The sequence below is a fragment of the Bacillus thuringiensis genome (genome assembly GCF_001595725.1).
Lineage (GTDB): Bacteria > Bacillota > Bacilli > Bacillales > Bacillaceae_G > Bacillus_A > Bacillus_A thuringiensis_K.
The window spans coordinates 2,511,285-2,531,343 of the sequence record NZ_CP014282.1 but is presented as its reverse complement, the minus strand read 5'-3'; the positions used below and the strand labels follow the sequence as shown (position 1 = coordinate 2,531,343).

Genomic DNA, 20,059 nt, shown 5'->3' with positions numbered 1-20,059 from the left:
TTAAACTTCATTATGCATTATACCTATTTCTTCGGCGTTCCATCCTTGTTTGACCTTGAACTGCATTTTCTTTGTATGGATCTATTTGCTCTGTCATTTCATATGTTGCAACTGGTCCTTCGTACTTATGCTCATTTATCTTTTCTGGCATTTTACTTTTGGATTCTTTCCCACCAAACTTAAATAGTTTCATCTTTAATTTCGGTAATCTTGGAAGACGAATCTTAAATGATAATCTTTTGCGTTTCTTTTTTGGTCCAAGTAGATTTATATTTTCTTTATTATTATCTTTCTCTTTGCGGTGAATGAACATCGCAAGTAATCCTCCTATTACAAGTCCTCCAATTAATAGTAATATATATACATAATGGCTTGTCATTAAACTCGTTATGCGTTCAAGTATGACTAACGACTGTACTTCTTTTATATCCCATAGTAAAGCGGCCCATAATGAGAATAAGCCCAAAGTAAGTCCATATGTACGAAAACGGAATAAACATGGTATTAACGCGACACATGCTGCAATTTTCGCATTTGCTATGATTGAGCTTGTTGAAATATCCTGATGCCAAATAACTAACAGTAATGTTATAAATGGCGCATACGCTATCCAGCTACATATACGTGAATACATCTTTTTAGCAAAATAACTACCGAAACTAGTAAAAAATAAAAGTCCTCCAATATATATAGATTGTTCTAGAGGGATTTGCTTTATAAGTCCTGCAATTGGAAAGAGGACGCTCAATAGCATTAAGAGCACATCTAATTTCTTCACAATTCCCCATTCCTTTCAAATTTTTTCAATTAATAAAAATCGTTTTTCCATATGATATAGTTTTTGTATTTCTAAAAAACATATTAATCCTGTCTGCACATAAAGTAAATATGTAAACGAAAAGATACTTGACAAAGGATATCCTTATTTACATAAAAAAATGACAAATCCTAATCGATATAACGAGCAGGATTTGTTTACTAGTATTTAAAGTAGTGTAATTGAATCTTACTTTTCTACTTTTACTACATCTACATCCAATTCATCATCAAATTCTTTGAACTCTCTTGCGTCTATGTCAGTAATATAACTCTTTATTACCTTTTCCATATGCATGGAATATGTCAAGTGTACATTCTTTTTCGAAATCATACTAGAATTACAGCACATGTAATGTATCATTTTAGCGATATAATCCCTTTCTACAGGTTTTACACCTAATGGTAGAATTTCAAGTATATATCGATGAAAAGTCCCACTACAATTAAGTGAATATTCACCAGTGCTATAATACATCCCTTTTTGATCTGCATATAAGCCAATGCTATCTAGAGCATCATCGCGTACTATTACACCGTAACTTGGTACATCAAAACCTGTATTTATTCTAATAATATTTAAATTTGGAACCTTTAACACCTCTGGAACAATATCAGGTAAAATATCTGTATTAATTTCTTTATTTTGTAACTCTTTTATCCAATATTTTCTCAAATTTGCATCTACAATGAAGTAAACTTGTTCATTTTGTTCTTTTGCATATTGTACAATTTCCATTAATGTTTCGAAAACATATTGTTTAAAAAGAGCCCCCATATCATTTCTCTTTGATGGTTGTGGTAAAAATGCATTATGTTTATTTATATTTAATATTACGTAATCAATCGTTTGCCACTCTGTATTCCCATATAATTTATATAAAATTTCTTTTCCTTTTATTTTTGAAAAAATAGGTAAGAAATCAAATTTCGATATTCGTTCAATTGATAAACTAACATATGTACAAGGTAAATTTATCTTATTCCAACTACGCTTCAAAAATCCTTTTTGTTCTAATAGACTAAAAATACTATTTACAATTGTTTTACGAGATACACTTTGGCCTATAAATAAATTAATAAATGTTGAAATACGGTTTGTTCGTGCAAATCCCTCTCTAATGATTTGTTTTGGATCAATTTTTTCGCGTCCATCACAATTTTTCATTGCGATTAATGCTAATGTCGCATCACTGCGCTTACCCGCGGTAGCATAGACAGCTTTCTTAACATCATCTACAAGATTTGTTTTATATTTTTGGCAATATTGCATTTTATATGGATTTTGTAACACCTTTTCAATATTATATCTCACAATCTTTAATAACACTGGAAAATCTGTATTCAATACATAAGAATTTTCACCAACTTTAGTCAAAACAATTTCACTCTCAAGTAATGCTTGTTCTATTTCCAGCGCTATATTTTCAGACCAAACTTCTAATGTTAATGTCTCTAATCCTTTTGGTGCAAATAAAGGAAATAATTCATTTTTGTTATTTGTTGCTATCTTTTTACATTCTGGAAGTATTGTGAAATAAGAGAATTTACGCTGAAATTCTTTAAATAAATACTCTCTTTCCTTTACCTTTATACCCGGTTCTATTTTAGTACCTTGAACTTTATAAATTCTCTCATTGTATGGAAATAACACCCTTTTATTTTCTCCTACAATATAATCTTTCGGATATTGGAGAATATGGTCTAAATCCACCTCTCCCCCTATTTGAAAATCATCTTTTAAATTTCTAAATATCTTAATCCATTTCATACCGGTTGTAGCTTGTTGTATTTTTAGTTTTACAAACCGGATTTTTTTATTATTTGACGCAAACTCTGTAGAAATCAATATCATGCCTCGTTTCCGTCTTAAAAGTAAAGGAATATCTGGATGATTATATTCTTGATATTAAGACTGTTTTTATGATTATTTCTTGTTAGTGTGTATTAATTGATTATGGCTATTATTGAAGATGATATATCAGCGATAATTTATGTCTATTTCGTATAAGTGTTAGCAAGTTCGTTTGCAAACTTGTTAGCACTTTTTTATTTCTTCTATTCTCCCATGAAAATTAGCATAGTTTTTATGAATTCTATATCTAGTAGCAAGCTCTCTATCATATAAAAGTATAATAATAGGTTAATAAACAAGCAGTTTTTTTACTAAAACATAGAATAATACTAACCCTAATTGAAGGGAGGTATAAAAGAATGTCCTGGAATAATGATTGCTGGAGTTCTAAGAAAAATCATTGTTGTGATGATTGGTGGAAATCTAAAGATAAGCGCCATTGTGATGACGATTGGTGGGACAAGCATTGTGATGACGATTGGTGGAAATCTAAAGACAAGCACCATTGTGATGACGATTGGTGGAAATCTAAAGACAAGCACCATTGTGATGATGATTGGAAGTTCAATCGAAATAAGTGTCGTTGTAACTGTTTCTTTATTTGTTGCCATTGTAAAAAGAAACATTGGTAAGATTTTCAGTACCAACTTAAAGGCAAAGAACATGCCTTTCGGACTGATAAATACTAGATTATAGTAATTAAAAAGCTGACTAATTATTGTCAGCTTTTTAATTACTTTACATACACACAGGCTTCATTTGCTGTTACATAGTATGCTTTACCTTTGCTATTATTATGCACTTTATTTCTCACCAAATTATTCTTTTGTATAGTAATAATTTAATCCTTTAGCATCTAACCATGCTGTTGCTTTATCTAGCTCGCTACCTTGACGATAATCCGACTCGAAATAAACAAGCCCCTGACGATCTCCTCGGGAAACAACTTTTGAAGTGTATCCAAGCTTATCCATCATTTGAATCATTTCGGGAATTAAATTTACACCAAATTCATAAGAAACCACCTTATTATGTTTGTTCACGATAATCTCCACTCCTTCTTCTTTATACGATTTATTTGTAAACCAATCTAACGACTTGCTTCCAATTAATTCATTCAAATCACACTTTCCAATACCAGGTACATTTCCTGTTTCAGTGTATTGCCAGATATCACATGGATAAGCTGGTCTATTCCCACCATAACGCGGAATCCATACAAAGTCAGATTTTACATTTACCATTCCGAATGGAGCATACATATGATGACCAACATATAAACCAACTTTCTTAGCACCTAATCGACGTAATTCATCGATAAAAGCCTGTGTACCTGCTCGCATATCATCCATGGTTTTCATTTCTACATCAGCCACCCAGACTGTTGCGCTCTTATCTCCACGATTCCAGAAGTCTCGAGCTTCTACACGTGCGTCATTCTCAGAAACGAAACGACAGAATGCATAGTTACCAAAAGGAATACCATGTTGCTTCATAGCTTGTACATATCCCTTATATAATGGATCTACATAATTCGAACCATCTTGTACACGAGCGATGATGAAATCAATGTATTGTTTTGCCACAGGCCAGTTAATATTACTATTCCATTTTGAAATATCTACAACGTGTCCCATTATTGAACATCTCCTTTTAGTGTAAGTTATTTTTTTCTAATACATCTTTTTGTTGTAGTCCCTTATTGCTCAAATAATTGTTCTTCCACGCCATATACAAAGTGAATGCACCTGTAATTACAGCTACTAAATCGTTTGTGATTTTGTCATCAATCGTTTGGTATCCGACAAGATTTAAGACACTATTAATCACAGCAATTACTAATACGACATAGCGACTAATTGATGCTACATCAAGATTTTTCATATTCTCACCTCCTTTCAATAAAAAAAGTGACCGTATATACGATCACTTTCCTGCGAATTTAAAAAGAGCCATTATCCCACCAGTGATAATAGCTCCAACTACTGTAGTACCAATCCAAAATACTAACTTATCTAATCGATCAATTCGTAAATGAGCACTTTTCGCTGATTGCTGCGCTTCAATCACAACATCCTTAACGTTACCAAGTGTGTCTAACTTTGTTTCTACCCTTGTTAACCCTACTAATAATTCTTTAAAATCATCATGTTTTTGCTCTGCCATTGGTTCAACTCCTTTCCAAATAAAAGCCCTATTTTATACAAAATAAAAAAGCCTGCTTATGCACGCTTGACTTGTAATAACTAAATTAAAAAGCTCATTGCAATATGAACAGTACTCCCGCTCGGAACACCATTCACGAAAATCCCCCCATCAGGTTTTATTGTAACTTCACAAACTGCGGGTGTATATCCATATGCCAGTGCTGGAAAAGCAATGTGCTGTACGGGTCTAAATCCAACTGGTAGTGTGGCGAATACTGCCTCATTTTGAGGATTTCGAACCGAACCAATTACACTAATGTTTTCACCACTTCTCTTATATTTCATATCTCTGTTAGCAACATTCTCTACCCCAGTTGTAGGCAATTTAATCCATCCAGTATCTGTTGCTTGTCTAATTGTCCCATCTGTTCGAAATTCCACTCTTTTAGACCAATCCCAAGAATCACCTTGTTCTTGTGTGGAAGGTGCAAATATCAGCTCTCCCTGTGAACCTTTATGAATAACTGACTTAAAAGAACGACTTCCTAACACAATTGCGTTATCGACCTTAAATTCAAGTAATCCATTTATGATGTCGCCAGCTTTCTTAACAAGGTTTGTATTAGAGGAAACATTAAACGTTTTATTGTTACGATTATAATCCCAAACGCCTTGATTTCCTTTAACATCCCTAATCCCATAATAACCGTCCCCTGTTTGGTAGAAGTTGAGCTCTTCAACTCCTGCCGTAGAGAATGCTATTTTGTTAGTATTGGCTGTACCTGCCCTGTCAAACAAGAGGTTGCCAGGCATCGTATCGCCGCTTTTCCTAACAACATCCATAGCATTTAATTTCTTCTGCAACTCGTCTAATGTTTTCTTAATAATCTCAAACTCAGAAATATAGTTTTCGATTTTAATATTACCTTCTTTTACATCTCGCCTTAATGTAATCCGAATGTCTGGTGTACTCATTCGTTCTTTACTTTTTTCCATCACAAAATAAGCTGTCCAATCATCCGATGTGGAAACAGCTTGTGAGGACAACGTATATGAAAATACACCATTCTTTGCATCAACTATTTGGGCATCATCCCGAACGAACAGTCCGACTTGATTAATCGCTTCGTACTTTACTGCATACCCTGTTAAATCAACAAGTTGCCCCTTTTCTCTTACATTTACAGTAATCTTCAATCCGTTTTTATCATTTTGCCTCGAACGAATTGTTTTGGTAAACACAGGATCTGCTAAATCTATAATAATTTCCTCATTTCGCATGACTACACCTCTCTCTAACTATTCCTTTTCACGCGTCTAGGCGGTCTTCTTTGACGTTTTACTTTGTTCCTGTGTTTTATATTTCCTTTAGGCTTTATCGGCTCTAATTCTTCGATTCTAGCATCTGTTTTGGTTACATACTCCTGAAATGCTTTAACAGTCTGCGAAATCATCCCATATAAGCCAACACCATTTTCTTTTGATTCATCCGGAAGTACAACTCCATAGTGTGTTGTAATATCGTTTGTTGTAAGGAGTGGATCTCCTTCTTTACGCTTCATACGCATATCATATAATTGAGCCATTTCTGTTTTAAGGTTGTATTGTTTAATCTCCCACCCCATTACCTTCTCTAACGCATCAAATTTAATATCACGTATATTGGTTTTATATTTCTTTTTAGAAGATACTTTAAAATCTGCTGCTAAAACACCGTTGAAATAAGTTCCCCCAGCACTTTTCACTTGCACATAGGTATTTTCATAATTTCTGTTGTTCCGTAATAAAATGTTCTGAAATACGATGTCACTATCTCCACCAGGTGTCAACTTCAAATCAACAACTCGATCTCCATTTTGGCGGAAATTAAACCCTTCTTTTGCAGTGAAATAAGCACCACCTGTTCTACTTTCCAGAAAAAGATTATTTTGGCTTCTCAAAGAAGCATAGGATGCTTTTGACTCTAGTTCTAGGCTTTGATCCGCTCTTAGTTCTGCATGTCCATTTTGATTAAACGCAAGGCCCGCTGAAAAATAGACTCTGTTTGGATCACCATTTAGGTATCCATTTGATATTCCGATTCCTCCTGACTTGGGAGAACTTTCGAGTTGGTAAACTAACACTGCACCCTGCGTTGCTGTTATATCATTGTTGCCACCTAATACAATAGTGGGTTGCATGATATTACTTTGATTTATATAATAGCCCATGAAAATCCGAGTGATATACGATTCCATTAACCTAATAAACTGTTTGGAAATAGAGACATAATTAGAATCATTGGCAGTTCTAAGAGTAGTTCCTGTTATTTCTCCGCCTCGAATCAAATTTCCATTCAATACTCCAGTTGTAATAAAATCCGCAACAATACGCCCATCTTTTGTCATTGCTATTTCATAAGGACCATTTACCCCGTTTGATGAATACCCTAATCCGTTTATGTTCCACTGCCACACTTTTGAAGCTGTCATTTCATTTTTGGTATCCATAATTAAAATTCGGTCTGGATATACACGTACATTTCCACCAAATCCCGAATTGATTAATTTTGTGGCATTTTCTTTCGCTGCATCCAGTAAAGATCCTGGCATATTGGATAAATCTTGTTGGATTTGATCTACCTTACCAGCCATATCTGTAAAAGATTCTTTAAAGTTTCCAATGGTTACATTGATATATTCCTTTTTAATCGGATCATATTTATACGCAATAACTTTTGCTTGAATATCAATACCATCTTCCTCATGTTTAACTGTAACAATATCGCCCATCCAGACACGCTGCAAAATTTTATATTCTTTATACTCCTCTGTTTGAGACAACTCTTGAAATTCAACCTTATATGTCGCTTTTGGTTGATCGACCATCTGAATATCAAACATAGCTTTAGCGGCTTGACGTAACCTGTTATACGCTTCTTCTACAGGTAATGCGTCTTCATCATTTGCATTTTTACCAATAGCCGCTTTTATATGATTAAATTCAATAACTCGTATTCTCGGATGTGGATACTTATGAATCAGTGGACTATCTACATATTTTTCTGGTAATAACAATCCGTCAAACCCTTGCGGCATAATTCTGGTAGTAGGGCTTTTCCAGTCCACACTTCCTTCATAACCTAACAAATCTTTTTTATGTCTTATTACTACTCCACGATTAGCTCCTCGGTTTTTCAGCATCTTAACATCGAAGTTATCTCTTTTTAATTCCCCGCCCCATCGATTCACGAATGAGTTATCTTGGCTCGTATCCAACATTGCTTCCACTGGATTCTTTCGAACAATACGTGCGGTGGATATATTCGTTACGTCAGAATAAAAAGTAAACGGATGCTTATATTGACAACCCAATGATAACCTAGCCATAGCCCCAGTACCATTTGTAGGCTGTATAAATATATCTTCAATCAAGTTTTCCGTTAAATCATAAAAAATGTGATAACAAACCGCTTTGATTTCTCCCATGCTCACTTTAGGAGTCACCACGCGAAATAACTGATCCCCATCAGGAGTAGGAACTTTTATGATGCTCATTCCGTCAATCTTCGTTCCATATGGAGCAAATAAAGGATAATTAAAATTAAACACAAATAAACCGTTGAGTTCTTCCTCAACAGTTGCACTATAAATATGTTTATCTAAAACACCAATTCCGTTATGCGTAAAATCTGTTTCATTTGGTTTATATAAAGTAATCATTATTTATATCTCCATCTTGGTTGAATTGAAATAAATTGAATAGCACCTGACCACTCTATTTTATTTTCTCCTATTTGGAATTCTGGAAAACCACCAATCATCTTATCATTCATTGATACTGTACCACTGTATGCCTCTAATAATTCTGAATCTATTACAACAGAACCATTTACATCTTTAATCTGAAAAGAAACATCATTAATGAAAATTCGAAATGTACCATTCCCTGCAATGAACAACAGTGGAGCCGATTCCATTGTACCTGGATTATAAATAGTTCCAGGAGTACTCAACATTATGTTTGCATCTTCTGTATACTCAAACGGATCAAGCGTAAAGTCGACTTCAAACTCACCGTGTTCTTCAATTTCATTTGCAATATCACCTACTACAACATGTTTAATTTTTCGATACACATCATCATCTGTAAAATATAGTGTCTTGCCATTCATCAACCAAGCCTTCATGCGCCGAACTAAGGGCTTAATATTCTCTTCTTCAAGCATATTGAATTTTATTTTTAAAGGGACGTTTTTAAACGCCCCTTTTTTTGTAAGTGAACCATGTCTACCCGGCAATTCAATATGTTCTACTTCCTGTTCTGCTGTAGGAATAACAGGGCGTTCTACCATACATATTCCATAGTCACTTGCTAACTGATTATCGATACCTATGTCTAGCAATTTAAGTCCTCCCTATTCCTATTTTTACATTACGGCCACGCTCAGCAAACCAATCATTTGCTTTTTCAAACATACGATCCACATCACGTTCATTATTAATTGTGTTATAAAAATTAATTTCTACAGGACCACTGTCAATTTGTTGAACAATCGGTTGAACTGCTCTTGTCGCTAATGTCGACAGATTAGAAGTGATGTTATCTTGTTTATCTATTCCATATAAATTTAACTTTTTAAAAGTATCATCAACCATGTTTGAAATGTTATTAAGTGCGGATTGTAACACATTACCTTTGGTTGACTTTTGGTTTGGAGCATTATAAAAATCTTTAAAAATTTGCTCTCTGAAACCAGCTATTTTTTTACCGATTTCTAGCCATTTATTTGAATTGTTAAACTCTCTTAGTATATCTTGAGCCGGGTCCCCGCCCTCTAATATGCTACGAATATACCGCGCAATAGGACTATCGTCTTCTACACCATCGAGAGTAAACTGTTCTAATTCTTTCCCAACTGCTTCTAATGCATCTCTCATATCAACTGGTAAATGAGTAATCCAATCATTAAGATAATCTCCATCGTATAATATTGCTTCAAAATAACTCCTAAGAGGATTATTATTCATCATGTCGTTTAAAGTGGAGCTATTGAAAGTGTTTAACGTAGTTTCTAATACCGTATACACTGAATTTGCTAAGTTTTTAGCTGCCGCAAGAACTGTTGACATTGATTGTTCCATACCAACAGCAAGCCCCGCACCAACTTGTTTACCAACCTGATCCCTCATTTTTCGAGATGGACTATGGATGTCGAAGAAGGAAGTAAAACCATCAAGAATATCGTTACCTATAGACTTCACCTTACTTAACACTTTACCAGCCATGCTACCTAGACCATCTATCAATCCACTTATGATATCTTTCCCTATCTTAAATAGATCGATTTTTCTTAATGTGTCAACGATTTTCGGTACAATATCTGTTACAATTGTCGAACCTAATTGCCCTACCATGCTGACAATCCCTTTTATTAAAGCCCAAATTAGTTGAACACCAGCTTCAAGGATTTTAGGTAGATTCTTAATTAACTCTCCTGCTAAAGTAACAATTAGCTTTAATGCGGCTGCAATTAATTCCGGTATCACCTTTACAATTCCAGCAATCAACATAAGTAAAATTTTCACACCAGCTTCAAGTATCTTCGGCAAGTTTGCAATTAATGTGGATGCTATTTTGACAATTAAATCTAATGCTGCATTAATAAGCTGTGGTAACACTTGTACAATCCCATCAATAATGGCCATTAAAATCTTTACACCGGATTCAATTATTTTAGGTAAGTTTGTTAATAAAGTATCCGCCACTTTGGTTATAAGATTTATCGCTAAATCAATAAGTTGCGGTAGCATTTTAATGATTCCATCTATTAAGCTAGTTAAAACCTTAACACCAGCTTCAATAATCATAGGTAAATTCGCTGTAATGGCTTCAATTAAAGTTGTAATGACTGTAATAATCGCTAAAGCAATCATAGGTAAAGCTTGTGTGATTCCTGTAATTAATGAAACTAATAAATTTATTCCCATTTCAATTAGCTGGGGTAAAAATGACATAATTCCATTAATAATAGTTTGAATAATCGTTACAGCTATTTGAATTAACTGTGGAAGCATCTGCATAATTCCGTTTATTAAGGTTAGGATCAATTGAAGTCCTGTTTCTATCAGTGTAGGTAAGACTTGTACAATTCCAGAAATTAAAGTTTGAATGATTTGCATTCCCATTTGAACAATCATAGGGAGATAGGTAGCAATCATCTGTGAAATTGTATTTATAATCCCAACGATGGCTTCAAGCATAATTGGAGCCGCTACAACCAAACCATTCACAAGATTTGAAATCATTTGTGATCCCGCTTCAAGAAATTGCGGTAAAACTGTTGTTACGAAATTAGCTATGTTGGTAAAAATATTTGTAATAGTTTCAAGAATAATTCCTGAGTTTGCATTCAAATACTCCGCAATGGCTGGCAAATAACGAGATACAGATACAAGAACACCTGGAAGTCCTCCGATAATTGCTCCTGCGATTGTAGGGCCAATCATCTTAAAGATTTCACCTAACTGGCTAAGATCTCCCGAAAAGACCGCTTTTACTGCATCAAAAAGATGCAGGCATGCTTCACGTATCTTACTAACTGCCAATCCTATCATTTCAGCCGCATCTTGAAATCCTTTTGGCAAATGAGTAATCCAATCATTTAAATAATCTCCATCAACAGCCGTATAGAATAGATATTTACCTAGTGAAGATAATGCGTGTCCAAAGTTTTGAACGCTTTCAATTACACTCGTAATGCTATTTTTGAATCCTTCATTGGTTTGCCACAAATTCCGCATCCAAATGACCAATCCGGCAATAGCTGCGGATGCGGCTATTACTCCCCCAACTACCAATGCAACTGGACCAGCAACAGCCCCAATACTTACGCCCAATATACCAGCTATACTGGATAAGGTGACAAACACTGGGGCTAAAGCCATGCATGCTCCAACAAGGATTCCAAGCGCTGTTACAATTGTTGTTATAGCTGCCGCTAATGCTGGATGTTCTGAAACAAATCCCGCAAAAGCACTAATTACATCCGCGATAACGCCCAGAACAGGCTCAAGCGCCATTTTCAAGTCGTTCATAGCTTTTTGAAACTTTACAGCTGGGCTGGCATCCATTTTCTTAATCATTTCATTTAGCTGTTCTTGATTCTTGTTTAAATCTATAACTTTATCTTGAGCACCAATAAGTGTATTGGTGATATTCTGCCCTTGATCTTCATACATTGTCATTTTGTTATCGTAAAGGCTTTTTATCCTCTACTTCTTACAGTTCATTTCCTGTAAGTTCGGCATACGTTTTCACTAATAAGTGTCGCGGTCTCGTGGAAGGATTATATCTTTTCACCCTCTATGCTCTGCCCCTGACTATACTTTGTATAGCCTTCGGTTCAAATCAGGATTCGCACCCTCTTTGCTTTATACCGCGATTTTACTTCGGCACAATTTATCATCTACCGAAAAGTTTAACACCGATTTCATTTCGTTTTGTTTCATCTTCAATACTAGCCAATGCTTTCGCAATCTCTGTCATTGCTGCCGAACCTTCTTTACCGCCTTTAGCGACAGATTGCCCCCACTTTTTTAACTGATCAGCCGAAATTTTAGTGCCTTCAAGAGCTTCTTTCATTGATTTGTCGACACCTTGACCAAATTCAGCCGCTTTAACACGGCCTTCTTTTAGTCCATCTAAGAGATTATCAATATTCCAGGTACCTGTATCAACACCAGCTTCCATAATTGCTTGTACTTCTTCAGCATTGTAACCAGCTCGTGTTAACTGACCACCATATTCAGCAATAATGTCCAATTGCTCAGGAGGAAAGCCGATTTTCAACAGACGATTCGTTAACCCTAAAGCCGTGTCACTAGTTATTCCTAATTCATTACCAATTTCATTTGCTTCTTGAATTAACTCAGTAAAATCTATACCCGCATAAGCACTTGCAATGGCTCCTGCTCCTTTTACAATGGAAGCATTAGCTTTATCACTGACAGTTTGATTTAACGCCCATTGTCTACGTGTACCCTCCAGTGCTTCCTCTACATCAACACCATAGGCTTCTACACCACGAACTGCTTCTTCTACCGATTTTTTAGAAGATGCTGGAACTTCAAAAGAAACGTCAATTTTTGTTTTTAATTTAGAAGTATCAAGCGCTTGCTCAATGGCTCCTGAAATACCACCACCAGCCATTAATCCACCAAGAATATTTTCTAAACCAATATCTAATTCTTTAAAACTGTGCGATGCTCTTTCTGCTTCTCGTGAAATGTCTCTCAAGTCATTTCGAACTTGTTGTAATGAGTTTCCATCATCTATTGAACGAAGAGATCGCTGTAATTTCTCAATATCTGCTTCTGAACCTAATGCTTCACGGCCGATGATTTGGATCGCTTGTTCTAACTGCCTAGCTGTCGCTGTACCGTTTCGTATTGCGTTTGTAAGGTTATTTCCTAATGCATTTGCAAAATGATCTACACTCGTTTCAGTCGCATCAAAGAATGTCTTTAACTGTTTCGTTGCTTTTTCTTGTTCCTGCAAACTTTTATTTGTCGCACTTAATTGATTCTGCAACTGCTGTTCTGCTGTCCGAGCTTGTATTAGCTGCGTTTCATATCTTGGGATTTCACTAGCATTTTCACCATACTGCTGTTTGGCTTGATCTAACTGTTTCTGATAGTTTTGTACTTTACTAGCTGCAACAGTATGTTGCTCTCCAAGATTATCTATTTTCAAACGTAATTTCTCTATTTCTGAAGCATTCTCACCAAGCGTTGCTTTTTGTAATTCGTATTGAGCATTCAACTTAGAAAGAGAAGATTGCAACTGCTCTTCCTGTCCTTTTAGCTCTTTTAGTTTTTGTGCCGCTTTAGCTGTTTCACTTGTTCTTTCCTGTTCAGCATCTCTCGCCTGTTTTAAGCTTTCAGAAGTTTGTTTAATACTATTCGCTAACTGTTGTTCTGTTATTTGTTGACTTCGTAATTTTGACTCTAGTTTTGCTACAACAGTAGAATTTTCTCCGTATAATTCTTTAGCACGTTGTAAATGTTCCGCCGTTGCTTGCGTCGCCCTTTGTGCAACTGCATACTGTTGGGAAAGGTTTTGAAGCTTTGCTTGTAGTTTTTCTGAATCAGTAGCATTTAACTTCATCTGCTCTTCTTGTAATTTCATTTCTTGACGAAGTTTTTTAGTTTCCTGATTCATGCCCTTCATAGCATCATTAAAATCTTTATTTTGCGCTTTAAATATAACTTCAACTTCCGAATTATTTCTTGCCATTATCTCACCTACCTTTACTTGGGATTGTTACGCCATGCTTCAAACGCTGTAATCCCTGCGTAAATACGCTCAACAGACGAAATTGGCTCATGCCAAAAAGTCTCTGGATCTATTCCAGAGACTAGACAATACAAGACGTATTTATCTTCCACACATTCAATTTTAATGTCTGGATTTTTTACTTTTTTTCACCGTTACCGCCGCTATTTGTACTTTTTTTCAGTGCTGCGGCAAATTGATTTGGATCTTGACTAATTACATCAACAACCAGTTTCGTATATAATTCCATAGATTCTGCTAATGAATCATGATACTTCTGTAAGAAATCATCAAATGTTAACTTTTCTTTTGGGTTCGCGCCTTTAAACGCCATATAAATTACTTTATGAATACTTGTTTGATCGATTTGTTCTAAAGCTGATAAATCTTTATTATCCTCATTTCTTAATCCATCTAATGCTTGGAATTTCACGATATCAGCAATAATTGAACTAGTAATAAGCCCTTCTTCTTGGCCTTTTTTCAAAGCGTAATTGGTTAAAAACGCCGGATAGTTCTGTTTATTAATAAAACGTTTTTCATACTCACCTTCTACTTCTACAAATTCGACTTCTTTTAATGTTATTTTTTGTACTTTCATCTGCTATTTCCTCACTTTCATTTTCTTCTCATTTAAATCCAAAAGAAAAAGCCCTGTATGAAACTAGGGCTTTAAGCTGAAGTTGTTCCTTTAACGAGAGCTGAATTAAATTGTGTATGCCACTTTTGAGCGACTGTTGCATCTGCTAATTCATCCACAAACGCTTCATAATAGAATTTATTTAAATCATCTGGTAAGGCCGAGAATTCTAATTCCATCATAGCCAATTCCTCTTCACCACTCGCAATTGAAAACTTAAAACCAGAAGAATTTGAGCAATTTGGAAACGCAATCAGTTTTACAACATCATCAAAATCGTCTACTACATCTGCTGTAAATACAAAATCATTTCCTTTAGACTCGCTTCCATATGCCCAAACACCTGGTTTTAATCCTACTGTATCAAATCCAAAATAATCCCTTACTACTTTAACAGGAATATGTGCCGAAACAGTTACCTTAATTTCAGTAGTCTTTGATTTCTTTTTTAACGTCACACCACCGCATACCTTTTTCATTTCTTTGATTTCTGGTTCCCCTTCAATTGTCCCTACACATCCGAATTTTGTTCCTGGCTCTTGCGTTCCTTTCTTCTTAAATTGAATACTTGCATTCGCAATTGACATAGAATTAAATTCTTCAATCGTTTTAGCCATTTATAATTCCTCCTCTAATACTTTATCTACACCTTTGTGTAATTTTTCTAGAATCTTAGGTTTTGCATTCATAATCCCACGTTCTGCAAATCGTTGTTCTAATGGATTATGCGGACCTCTTCCTTCGTTTGGGAAGACTAAATATCCAAACGACCCTTTCTTATTAGCCACTCCACCCCTAGCTTTTATCTTAAAACCCAAATTCATTTCTTCACTTTTTGACCAGTTACTATGTTTAGCATGTACTTTATTTTGAACGCTCCATTTAGAGCGAGATACTCGAATAAGCTTTGTAATCTCTTCTGTCGCAATTTGGACACCATCTGTATGAAGAATCTTGTTGATAACAGGTTCCATCTTGTTTGGTAACTGTCGCATCTTTTCTTCGAGTTTTTCTATCGCTGTATAATCAAGATTAAATGCATTCAATCGGAATCACCCTCTTAAACGTAAAAACAACACGATCAATATAACGATCTGTATCTTTCAATTGAAGACGATCGCTTTTTGTGCCGACAAAAGATACCATTTTCACTTTACCAATCCATGAAATAATATCAATGACCTGTTCATCTAAATTCAATTGATTTTCCGATAAATAACTAATATATATACTTTGAGAAATCGAACGCTCATTTGAAGAAGGTTGAAACTCACCATATTCTAAAATAAAACAATTATATCCCTCTTCTGTTAGCTGCGATTCTTCATCTTCTGCTAGTTCATCCTCAACAACTAAAAGTTTAAAACCGTCTTCAATGGCTTTTTTTATGCCACTTCTTTGCTCTTTCATAAGCTTTTTAGATTTTTCATTCACGAGATTTCACCACCTGCTGCAAATAAAAGAAAAGGTATTGTTTGTTAGAATCATAATCCACTTTAATCACGTCATATTCGATTCCATCCATTAATACCTTAAGTTTATTTTTATTTATTTTTCTAAAGGAAGGTGGATACAGTGTTTTAACTTTTACATCTAATCCCGTTGTTAAAACGCCCACCATTTTGTAATCACTGTCCCGTAAAGACATCACTTTATAGGCAAGCTTCCCTTCTTCATGAAACTTCTCACCTATTCTTTTACCCTCTTCTGAACGCTCTGTTTTTTTATATCCGTATTGTAGAAATCCGTCATTTAAGGTTTCTCTATACGATTTAAGAACCATTGATTACACCAACTTTTCCTAAAGCCACATCTAAAATAAGCCTGGATAATTCATTTTTATAATTTTTTTCAAACTCATCACCTGCATTGTTATAAACATAACGACAACGTTCTAACAACAAATCTTTCGGGGTTAGCTCCTTTGAAAAATCAAAAGACGCATTTGTTAAACCCAACAAATACGCCTCTCCTTTTTCCAAAAGTTTTATTAAACTAGCATCCTCTTCATTCCAGGTGATTTTAAGAACATCTTTTAGTTCATTCAAAAGCTCATCCATTCGCATCCCCTTCTAATAAAGTGATAAGTTCAGCCTTTGTTGCATTGGACTTGTATTCAATAGCACTTTGATCTAATAAAGACTGAATCTCTACCTTCGTTAATGCTGAATAATTCCTCTCTTCAACAGGAGAGGATGGATTAGGGCGTTGTAGTGCCTTCTTTCGCTTCTAGCGCTGTAATGTCAAATACAGTGAACGAATCAGGATCTAACGGACGACCATTTGCGAGTTGACGAACGAGATATAAACGTTGATCTTCAATTAAACGGATTGTATCGTCTGACTCTAAACGTTGTTCTGAAGCAACTCCCATAAAGTAATCTTTCGGTTTACCAGAGATCATTGTATTTAATGGGACGGCTGGCGACTGGACCATCGTTAAACCTGGCACTCCAAAATTATCATATGTCCAAGTACCATCATCTTTACGTTTTGCACCAATCGGGAAAAATTTTGTTGCATAATCTAAAGGATTCACAATAAGCGTTACCCCTGTATAGCGTTTCGTTCCTCCTTTAGTAGTAGGAGCTAAGATTTTTTTACCGATTGTTACAGGAGTAAAGTCTTCTAAAACGACTTTCTTTTTATCTGGATAAATACCATCTGTTACTGATCCTTTTAAATCTTTGATCATACCAATTGGTTGTTTTTTCCCTGTCCCTATAACAATAACTTTTTCTAATTCTTCTGCTACAACTTCTTTCATAAATGCACGCACATACTTATCTAACCACTCAGGACCTAGTTCAAACATAGCTTTACATACAACTAAAAATCCGCTAAGTTTGTACATTCCTTCTTCAATTGTTTCAAAACCTTCGTCAATCATCTCTCTAATTGAGTCACATACATCACCCCAAAACGCTGTCGTAGTGCCCTCTTTTCTAACAACCCATTGTGTCTTTGCTCCTACGGTTTGGAAATTAACAAGAGAAAGTAACGGATGTTCCTTTTCTAAATCTTCAAAAACTCGTTCGAAAACAGTGGGCGGCATCAATTGATGTGTTTCGCTAAATGATTTAACTTCAATTGATGCATTATAAAATTTCTTTTCTTCATTTGTTAAAACACGCACACCGCGAGAGGCCAACACTTGAGCATCCCAATTTTCATTTTTTGCTTGTTGTGCTTCATTAATTACATCGTTCATCATATCTTGAAAATGTTGCATATTGTTTTCCATATTTGCGACAATTCGTGCCGCTACCGCTTGTGCATCACCTGTTTCAAGCGCCTCTTTTACATTATTAATTTGTTGATCTTTATTTTCGATTATCGGACGATCTAAATTTTTAATAGTCATCTTATTCCCTCCTGTTTTTAAGACAATAAAAAAAGCACTGCTTTACGCGCGCTTAAATTTGTTAAGTATATTTTCAGTTGAACCTGCTGCTACTGGTTCATTCTGTTGGTTATTTTTATTTCGGAATTTCTGAAGTACATTATTTTTAAATTCCTCTGGATCTACCACATCGTCATCTTCTACATGTTCATTTACTTTATGAGCCAATCCAATCTCTACTGCCTCATTGGCAGTAAACCATGTTTCATTCGCAATCATTGTCTCAATTTCTGAACGTTCCCCTTGATAACGGGTCATATAAATATCCGCAAGCGATTTATCAATTCCCTCAAGAGCATTCAATGTCTTGCGAATATCTAATTTTGTTCCCCAAGTCCATGTAGAGGCTTCATGAATCATTAACATAGAACCTGTATTCATAATTAGTTCGTCTGCTGCCATTGCAATAATAGATGCGGCACTTGCGGCCAGTCCATCTACGTTAATGATAATTTTTGCCGGGTGATTTTTTAGTTGGTTATAAATTGCAATTCCATCGAATACATCCCCACCAGGACTATTCAAATTGATATTAATAATATTTGCTGAAGTAGCTTTTAATGTTCTCTCAACATCAACTGCGGATGTAGAATCACTCCACCATGATTTACCAATATCACCATAAATCGTTATGTCCAGCGAATCAGCTTTCGCTTCTGCCTTAAAGGCATGTTGAACATTAGCTAGATGGTTATATTTTTCATTCTTGTAACGTTTCATCCTTTTCACCTCCTTCCAGTGAATCCGCTTCTTGATAGTTTTTTGTTACATGTCTTCTGTTCGCCCATTCTTCATCAATAGGCTCTTTTCCAAGCATCATTATCACATCATTAATTGTTAGACCACCAATAGCAAATAATTTATCCATTGCGGTTGATAATTTCGTAATATCAACAATCTTAATTTTTGTTGTATCAATTTTTAAATATGTTCTTTTTAAATACTCTTCTTTTTTGTACATCTTTCGATTAAATTCATCTTGTATCAATTCAGCAATCGGATTAATACAAAATGCTAAAAATGAATCCATTTGCTTTTCAATATCAGCCACATCACCTTTTAAAATGCCGATAGGCACATGAAAAGCCGTTGCTACATAACCAAATATATCACTGACTAAATCGCTAATATCACGGCTTGTGCTATTGTTTGCTACGCCGTTTTTACTATCACTCATATCTTCAATTTCATATCCATTTTGTAATTGAAAAGCGGAACCTACTTTATCTGCGTTAAACCAATTTTTTAACTGACCTTCAAACATTTCATCAATCGCGGCTTGCGTTTCTGGATCTTGCGCTCTTAGAAAATCACCTTTAATTAACAAGCGCTTATTATTTTTTCTTTTATAATAGTCAATGGACGATGCAAGCAATTTCCCAAAACTGTTATACATTCCATCTATGACTTGCATAATATTGCGGTCATTTAATTTAAAATGAAATACTTCAGATTCATTAAATGATTTATCAAAGGTGAAGTCACCAATTGTTATATCGTTATAAATATTTTCTTTTAACGCAAACTTAGTAATATCAAACGAATCTGCAATATATAATTGCTTATTTTGCATAATTACTACACATTCATTTTCCATAATTAAGTGATTAACTAAGCTATGCATAAATTCTGATGCATTTTGATTTTGATTAGGTTGTACATTAAGCAAATAATGATTCTCACCACGTTTTTCTTTCCCTTTTTCAAACGTTTGAAATTCACTCCTAGTTAGAGCATTAGCTATTAAATCAATACAACTTTCTACAGCTAATTTTTTATAATAATAATCAACACTCAATTCATAAAGACATTCCTTTAAAGTAACCGTGTTATTACTTCCTAGAAATCCGCTTATCCATTCTCTTAATCCCATATTCTCACCA

Annotated in this window: 20 protein-coding genes; 1 reads left to right on the top strand and 19 read right to left on the bottom strand. The window is 34.9% G+C overall.

Features of this window, described 5'->3' with window-relative positions; all coding sequences use genetic code 11:
* Positions 1-10: 10 nt before the first annotated feature.
* Positions 11-778 (bottom strand): DUF3959 family protein, encoded by a 768-nt coding sequence (locus tag AXW78_RS12720; RefSeq protein ID WP_000732212.1) that lies wholly within the window; start codon positions 776-778, stop codon positions 11-13.
* 228 nt (positions 779-1,006) lie between these two features.
* Positions 1,007-2,665, bottom strand: coding sequence for an RNaseH domain-containing protein (locus AXW78_RS12715; RefSeq protein WP_061884231.1), 1,659 nt, complete (start codon positions 2,663-2,665; stop codon positions 1,007-1,009).
* Positions 2,666-3,043: 378 nt separating this feature from the next.
* Here AXW78_RS12715 and AXW78_RS12710 point away from each other — a divergent pair, with 378 nt between their 5' ends.
* On the top strand, positions 3,044-3,367 hold the full coding sequence (locus tag AXW78_RS12710) for a hypothetical protein (RefSeq protein WP_061884230.1): 324 nt from the start codon (positions 3,044-3,046) through the stop codon (positions 3,365-3,367).
* 122 nt (positions 3,368-3,489) lie between these two features.
* Here the strand turns inward: AXW78_RS12710 and AXW78_RS12705 are convergent, their stop codons facing one another.
* From AXW78_RS12705 to AXW78_RS12625, 17 genes are all read right to left on the bottom strand, one after another.
* Positions 3,490-4,308 (bottom strand): GH25 family lysozyme, encoded by an 819-nt coding sequence (locus tag AXW78_RS12705; RefSeq protein WP_061884229.1) that lies wholly within the window; start codon positions 4,306-4,308, stop codon positions 3,490-3,492.
* Between the two features lie 16 nt (positions 4,309-4,324).
* Complete coding sequence (locus AXW78_RS12700; protein WP_000792698.1) at positions 4,325-4,555, bottom strand: phage holin; 231 nt, start codon at positions 4,553-4,555, stop codon at positions 4,325-4,327.
* Between the two features lie 42 nt (positions 4,556-4,597).
* Positions 4,598-4,837 (bottom strand): hemolysin XhlA family protein, encoded by a 240-nt coding sequence (locus AXW78_RS12695; protein ID WP_061884228.1) that lies wholly within the window; start codon positions 4,835-4,837, stop codon positions 4,598-4,600.
* 80 nt (positions 4,838-4,917) lie between these two features.
* The gene (locus AXW78_RS12690; RefSeq protein WP_061884227.1) at positions 4,918-6,099 is read right to left on the bottom strand and encodes a BppU family phage baseplate upper protein; all 1,182 of its coding nucleotides are present in this window, start codon (positions 6,097-6,099) and stop codon (positions 4,918-4,920) included.
* A gap of 14 nt (positions 6,100-6,113) precedes the next feature.
* On the bottom strand, positions 6,114-8,519 hold the full coding sequence (locus AXW78_RS12685) for a phage tail spike protein (RefSeq protein ID WP_061884226.1): 2,406 nt from the start codon (positions 8,517-8,519) through the stop codon (positions 6,114-6,116).
* A complete protein-coding gene (locus AXW78_RS12680; RefSeq protein ID WP_061884225.1) occupies positions 8,519-9,202 on the bottom strand; it encodes a phage tail domain-containing protein in 684 nt (227 codons plus the stop codon). The genes AXW78_RS12685 and AXW78_RS12680 overlap by 1 nt, the downstream gene beginning before the upstream one ends.
* Before the next feature lies 1 nt (position 9,203).
* Positions 9,204-12,044 (bottom strand): hypothetical protein, encoded by a 2,841-nt coding sequence (locus AXW78_RS12675; RefSeq protein ID WP_231122445.1) that lies wholly within the window; start codon positions 12,042-12,044, stop codon positions 9,204-9,206.
* Positions 12,045-12,261: 217 nt separating this feature from the next.
* Positions 12,262-14,094 carry a hypothetical protein gene (locus tag AXW78_RS12670; protein ID WP_061884224.1) on the bottom strand — a complete coding sequence of 611 codons (1,833 nt, stop codon included), beginning with the start codon at positions 14,092-14,094 and terminating at the stop codon, positions 12,262-12,264.
* Positions 14,095-14,272: 178 nt separating this feature from the next.
* Positions 14,273-14,734: a hypothetical protein gene (locus AXW78_RS12665; protein WP_000867964.1), complete on the bottom strand. Its 462-nt coding sequence runs from the start codon at positions 14,732-14,734 to the stop codon at positions 14,273-14,275.
* Between the two features lie 71 nt (positions 14,735-14,805).
* A complete protein-coding gene (locus tag AXW78_RS12660; RefSeq protein WP_021727578.1) occupies positions 14,806-15,390 on the bottom strand; it encodes a major tail protein B in 585 nt (194 codons plus the stop codon).
* Positions 15,391-15,819: a hypothetical protein gene (locus tag AXW78_RS12655; protein ID WP_081113953.1), complete on the bottom strand. Its 429-nt coding sequence runs from the start codon at positions 15,817-15,819 to the stop codon at positions 15,391-15,393.
* A complete protein-coding gene (locus AXW78_RS12650; RefSeq protein ID WP_021727580.1) occupies positions 15,806-16,207 on the bottom strand; it encodes a hypothetical protein in 402 nt (133 codons plus the stop codon). The genes AXW78_RS12655 and AXW78_RS12650 overlap by 14 nt, the downstream gene beginning before the upstream one ends.
* Positions 16,200-16,556 (bottom strand): phage head closure protein, encoded by a 357-nt coding sequence (locus AXW78_RS12645; protein ID WP_061884223.1) that lies wholly within the window; start codon positions 16,554-16,556, stop codon positions 16,200-16,202. Before AXW78_RS12645 ends, AXW78_RS12650 begins: the two co-directional genes overlap by 8 nt.
* A complete protein-coding gene (locus AXW78_RS12640) occupies positions 16,546-16,833 on the bottom strand; it encodes a hypothetical protein (protein WP_033693053.1) in 288 nt (95 codons plus the stop codon). Before AXW78_RS12640 ends, AXW78_RS12645 begins: the two co-directional genes overlap by 11 nt.
* Positions 16,834-16,973: 140 nt before the next feature.
* Complete coding sequence (locus AXW78_RS12635; RefSeq protein WP_046946241.1) at positions 16,974-18,137, bottom strand: phage major capsid protein; 1,164 nt, start codon at positions 18,135-18,137, stop codon at positions 16,974-16,976.
* A 42-nt stretch (positions 18,138-18,179) separates the two neighbouring features.
* Complete coding sequence (locus AXW78_RS12630) at positions 18,180-18,896, bottom strand: head maturation protease, ClpP-related (protein WP_061884222.1); 717 nt, start codon at positions 18,894-18,896, stop codon at positions 18,180-18,182.
* A complete protein-coding gene (locus AXW78_RS12625; RefSeq protein WP_061884221.1) occupies positions 18,877-20,049 on the bottom strand; it encodes a phage portal protein in 1,173 nt (390 codons plus the stop codon). The genes AXW78_RS12630 and AXW78_RS12625 overlap by 20 nt, the downstream gene beginning before the upstream one ends.
* Between the last annotated feature and the right edge of the window lie 10 nt (positions 20,050-20,059).